At 44.6% G+C, this 3,571-nt stretch carries 6 protein-coding genes; 4 read left to right on the top strand and 2 right to left on the bottom strand.

What is annotated here, in order from left to right; translation table 11 throughout:
* A partial coding sequence (locus NZ772_15815) for an adenylate/guanylate cyclase domain-containing protein (protein ID MCS6815022.1) occupies positions 1-389 on the top strand: 389 nt, incomplete at its 5' end.
* 47 nt (positions 390-436) lie between these two features.
* Here NZ772_15815 and NZ772_15820 read toward each other — a convergent pair.
* Positions 437-1,411 (bottom strand): site-specific DNA-methyltransferase, encoded by a 975-nt coding sequence (locus NZ772_15820; protein ID MCS6815023.1) that lies wholly within the window; start codon positions 1,409-1,411, stop codon positions 437-439.
* Positions 1,412-1,553: 142 nt separating this feature from the next.
* Between NZ772_15820 and NZ772_15825 the strand changes: the two genes are divergently transcribed.
* Together NZ772_15825 and NZ772_15830 are read left to right on the top strand one after the other, a co-directional pair.
* Positions 1,554-1,793, top strand: coding sequence for a helix-turn-helix domain-containing protein (locus tag NZ772_15825; GenBank protein MCS6815024.1), 240 nt, complete (start codon positions 1,554-1,556; stop codon positions 1,791-1,793).
* The gene (locus NZ772_15830; protein MCS6815025.1) at positions 1,790-2,278 is read left to right on the top strand and encodes a restriction endonuclease; all 489 of its coding nucleotides are present in this window, start codon (positions 1,790-1,792) and stop codon (positions 2,276-2,278) included. The genes NZ772_15825 and NZ772_15830 overlap by 4 nt, the downstream gene beginning before the upstream one ends.
* A 146-nt stretch (positions 2,279-2,424) precedes the next feature.
* Here NZ772_15830 and NZ772_15835 read toward each other — a convergent pair whose 3' ends face one another.
* Positions 2,425-3,063, bottom strand: a complete 639-nt coding sequence (locus NZ772_15835; protein ID MCS6815026.1) for a peroxiredoxin — start codon at positions 3,061-3,063, stop codon at positions 2,425-2,427.
* Positions 3,064-3,354: 291 nt separating this feature from the next.
* On the opposite strand from NZ772_15835, the gene NZ772_15840 reads away from it, so the two are divergent.
* Positions 3,355-3,571, top strand: a 217-nt coding sequence (locus NZ772_15840; protein ID MCS6815027.1) for an NAD(P)-binding protein, incomplete at its 3' end; no start/stop codon positions are given.

Consider the following 3,571-nt stretch of genomic DNA (forward strand, 5'->3'; position numbering starts at 1 on the left):
GAGATGCCTATATGGTAGCGGCTGGCTTACCAATACCACGTGAGGATCATGCCGAGGCGATTGCAGAGCTAGCCCTAGCCATGCAGGCTGCAATGCAGAACTTTTACACCGCAGCAGGCGATCCCATCCGCATTCGCATTGGCATTAACTCTGGGATGGTTGTAGCTGGGGTCATTGGCACCAAGAAGTTTATCTACGACCTATGGGGAGATACGGTTAATGTTGCCAACCGCATGGAATCTTATGGCGAACCAGGGAAAATTCAGGTAACTGAGGCTACTTATGGGCGGCTTCGCGATCGTTACCACCTAGTGCAGCGCGGCTGCATCCACATCAAAGGTAAAGGCAATATGACTACCTACTGGCTCCAGGGTCGAATCACTAAATAAAAGTCCACTAACCCGTTGGACGACAATCCCCACAGCTCTGCACTTCATTACGCTGGATAGCGCGTCGCCTTCTCAAAGAGACGTAATTGTCTTGAATGATGAACTATTTCCTTAGCAGCACCTGACATAATTTCTTCATATAAAAGCCTGATGTCATCTTCATTTGCGTCTTCTTCTATAAAGCGAAATGAAGATGTCGCGAGATATTGAAGCTCTCTTTCAAAGGCTAACCAATACCTATTTTCCTGTTCAGCTACAAAGCCAGTTGTGTTGGAGCCTGCGAAGATATCGACGACTAGATCTCCAGGCTCAGTCAGAAAGCGAATAAAAAATTCTGGAAGCTTGCTAGGAAATCGTGCGGGATGAGCTTTTAAACCTAAAGCCTTACAGCCTCTAAGATACTGACCATTTGACTCAGAATTGGGAATTTGTAGCAGATTAGAAGGAATTGCACCTCCATTGTCCTTTCCGAAGCCTTTACTAATGTCATGTCCAGATGGGCGTTTCTTAGGATTGTAAAATTTCTCTGGATTCTCCAGGAGTTTTTTCATCCTAGAACTATATTCTGTTAAAACTCTGGTTATGTCAGACTTTGGAAATTCAGATTTACTGAACCACCATACTGTGTTCACCGAATCCTTAGCTCTTATTTTTTTCTTGTTAACCCACTCAATCGGGCTAGGCAATTTTGAGGGATTGAACCAGTAAAAATCTTCTGCTAGAAAAAAACCTATCTCATCGCAAAAGTGAATTGGAATTCTGAAGTTGTATAGGCTCCTGACAGGTTTTCCCTTTTCATAGGCCCCACCCAAATCTAGGACAAAGCTGCCGTCATCTTTAAGCTTCTGGTAAACAATTGCAGCAAAGTTTGCAAGCCACTCAATATATTCAGCTTGATCTTTATTCCCGTATTCTTTCCTTCGCTGAAGCGCAAACGGAGGACTAGTCAAGACTAAGTTAATGCTGCTGTTTGGCAGCTTGCTGAGCAGTTCTAGGGAGTCACCACAGAAAGATGCGCCCATATCAGTCAAATAGCCTGGTGCATTCCCAAAAGACTCAAGATCTACAGGAAACTCTACTTGCCGCAAAATAGTTCAACCTCAAACAGAAACGCTACTCATAGTCTGTAGACTCATCGTCATCATTATCCCAACTATGGAGATTATGTCAATCTCTAAGCCTGTGTCCTCTGATGCTAGAAGACTTTTTGCGAAAAGGCTACGACAGATTCGTCAATTAAAGGGTCTGTCGCAAGAGGCACTTGCTGACTTGGCAGGTCTGCATCGTACCTATGTAGGCTCCGTTGAACGAAGTGAGCGCAATGTGTCGATTGATAACATGGAGCGCTTAGCTAGAGCCTTGGAGGTTGACATTGCTGAGCTTCTAAGGGACGAATCAGAATGATGCCCCATCCAGATAAAGCAATTCTCGATGAGTTGTTCCCATATATCCAAAGGTATCAAGAGCTTGCGACCAAGCATGGTATCAACGATATTTTCCAGGATAACGGCGGTAAGATTCTTCAAGTTTTGCTAGTGACTGGATTAGTAATTTTGCCTGGTCGAGAAGGCAATGACGCTGTAGATGAATTTGGCAACGAGTATGAGCTAAAGTCAGTAAATATAGCTTTGACTAAGAGCTTTTCAACACATCATCACATCAATCCCAGAATTATCGAAAAATATAGACAGGTAGATTGGATATTTGCCGTATACAGAGGAATTAACCTTATTGCTATATACAAGCTGACTCCAACTGATCTTGAGTATTTTTACAATCAGTGGGAAGTAAGATGGCATAGCCGGGGTGGAAAAGATATCAACAACCCTAAAATTCCACTTAAGTACGTGATGGAGCATGGATCTCTTTTGTACTCAGCCGAAGGTTAAACCTTCTAACAAGTCAGATGTGGCGAACAGTTTAGAGTTGCTGGCTATGAAGCAAAGGTGATATGCTGCTGCTAATTTGAGCCGTTAGAATGCCAGTAGTGAGAACTTTAGTCCTCATCAGTCCTCACTACAAGCTTCAACAGCAACTACTTGTTGGGCTGAGGAGTCATGCGCAAGTAGGGCTTAACTTCAGTTACTCCTTTGGGGAACTTCTGCTTAGCTTCTTCAGTAGGGATGGAAGGTACGACTACACAGTCATCACCATCTTTCCAGTTGCCAGGGGTAGCAACACTGTAGTTGTCAGTCAGTTGCAGAGAATCAATCACTCGCAAGATCTCATCAAAGTTGCGGCCAGTGCTGGGGGGATAGGTGAGTGTCAGGCGTAGTTTTTTGTTGGGATCAATGATGAACACAGTACGCACCGTCAACATCGCATTGGAGTTGGGGTGGATCATGTCGTACAGGTCAGACACTTTGTGGTCGGGGTCTGCCAGGATGGGGTAGTTAAGCTTAACTCCCTGAGTTTCTTCAATGTCACCTACCCAGCCATTATGAGAGTCAACATCATCAACACTAAGAGCAATCACCTTAACGTTACGCTTATCAAATTCGGGCTTGAGCTTTGCGACAATCCCTAGTTCAGTGGTGCAGACGGGGGTGAAATCTTTGGGGTGAGAAAAGAGTACAACCCAGCTATTGCCAGCCCACTCATAGAAGTTGATTTCACCCTCAGTAGACTGTTGAGTGAAGTTAGGAACTGTGTCACCTAGTCGGAGAGTAGCCATACAAAAACGTCCTGTAATGCAAAAACATCAGATTTAGTTGGTTACACTACTGATGATGACATAAAAGTCCGGTTTCCCGATCGGGGTTCAGCTCTTTTTTATGATCCCTCAAGAATCCTTAACCAAACTAGTCATACCCTCACGATTATTAGAAATATCTGTATACACACTGTTAGAAATCTTTAGCTACCATGATGGCTATGGTTAGGGTTCAGTAGCTTTCGTTGCTGCTGTGCTCTCAAAAGTGGGCATATGGTCTTGATGATGTTGTTTTATGAAACATGAAGGGTCATGCAAAATCTGAAGGCGATTGTGATTGGCGCTGGCATGGGTGGATTAACAGCCGGAATTGCACTTCAACAGGCAGGCTACGAGGTGGAGGTCTACGATCGCGTCAAGGAGTTACGCCCAGCCGGAGCAGCTATTTCCCTGTGGTCAAATGGGGTCAAAGTCTTAAATCGCCTAGGACTAGGCTCAGAAATTGCTCGCATTGGCGGCCAGATGGACA

Source organism: Cyanobacteriota bacterium (assembly GCA_025054735.1).
Lineage (GTDB): Bacteria > Cyanobacteriota > Cyanobacteriia > SKYG9 > SKYG9 > SKYG9.

Bases quoted from the DNA above. Each gene is read 5' to 3' on its own strand.
- NZ772_15830 (MCS6815025.1), top strand. From the start codon at position 1,790: ATGATGCCCCATCCAGATAAAGCAATTCTCGATGAGTTGTTCCCATAT.
- NZ772_15835 (MCS6815026.1), bottom strand. From the start codon at position 3,063: ATGGCTACTCTCCGACTAGGTGACACAGTTCCTAACTTCACTCAACAG.
- NZ772_15820 (MCS6815023.1), bottom strand. From the start codon at position 1,411: ATGGGCGCATCTTTCTGTGGTGACTCCCTAGAACTGCTCAGCAAGCTG.
- NZ772_15825 (MCS6815024.1), top strand. From the start codon at position 1,554: ATGTCAATCTCTAAGCCTGTGTCCTCTGATGCTAGAAGACTTTTTGCG.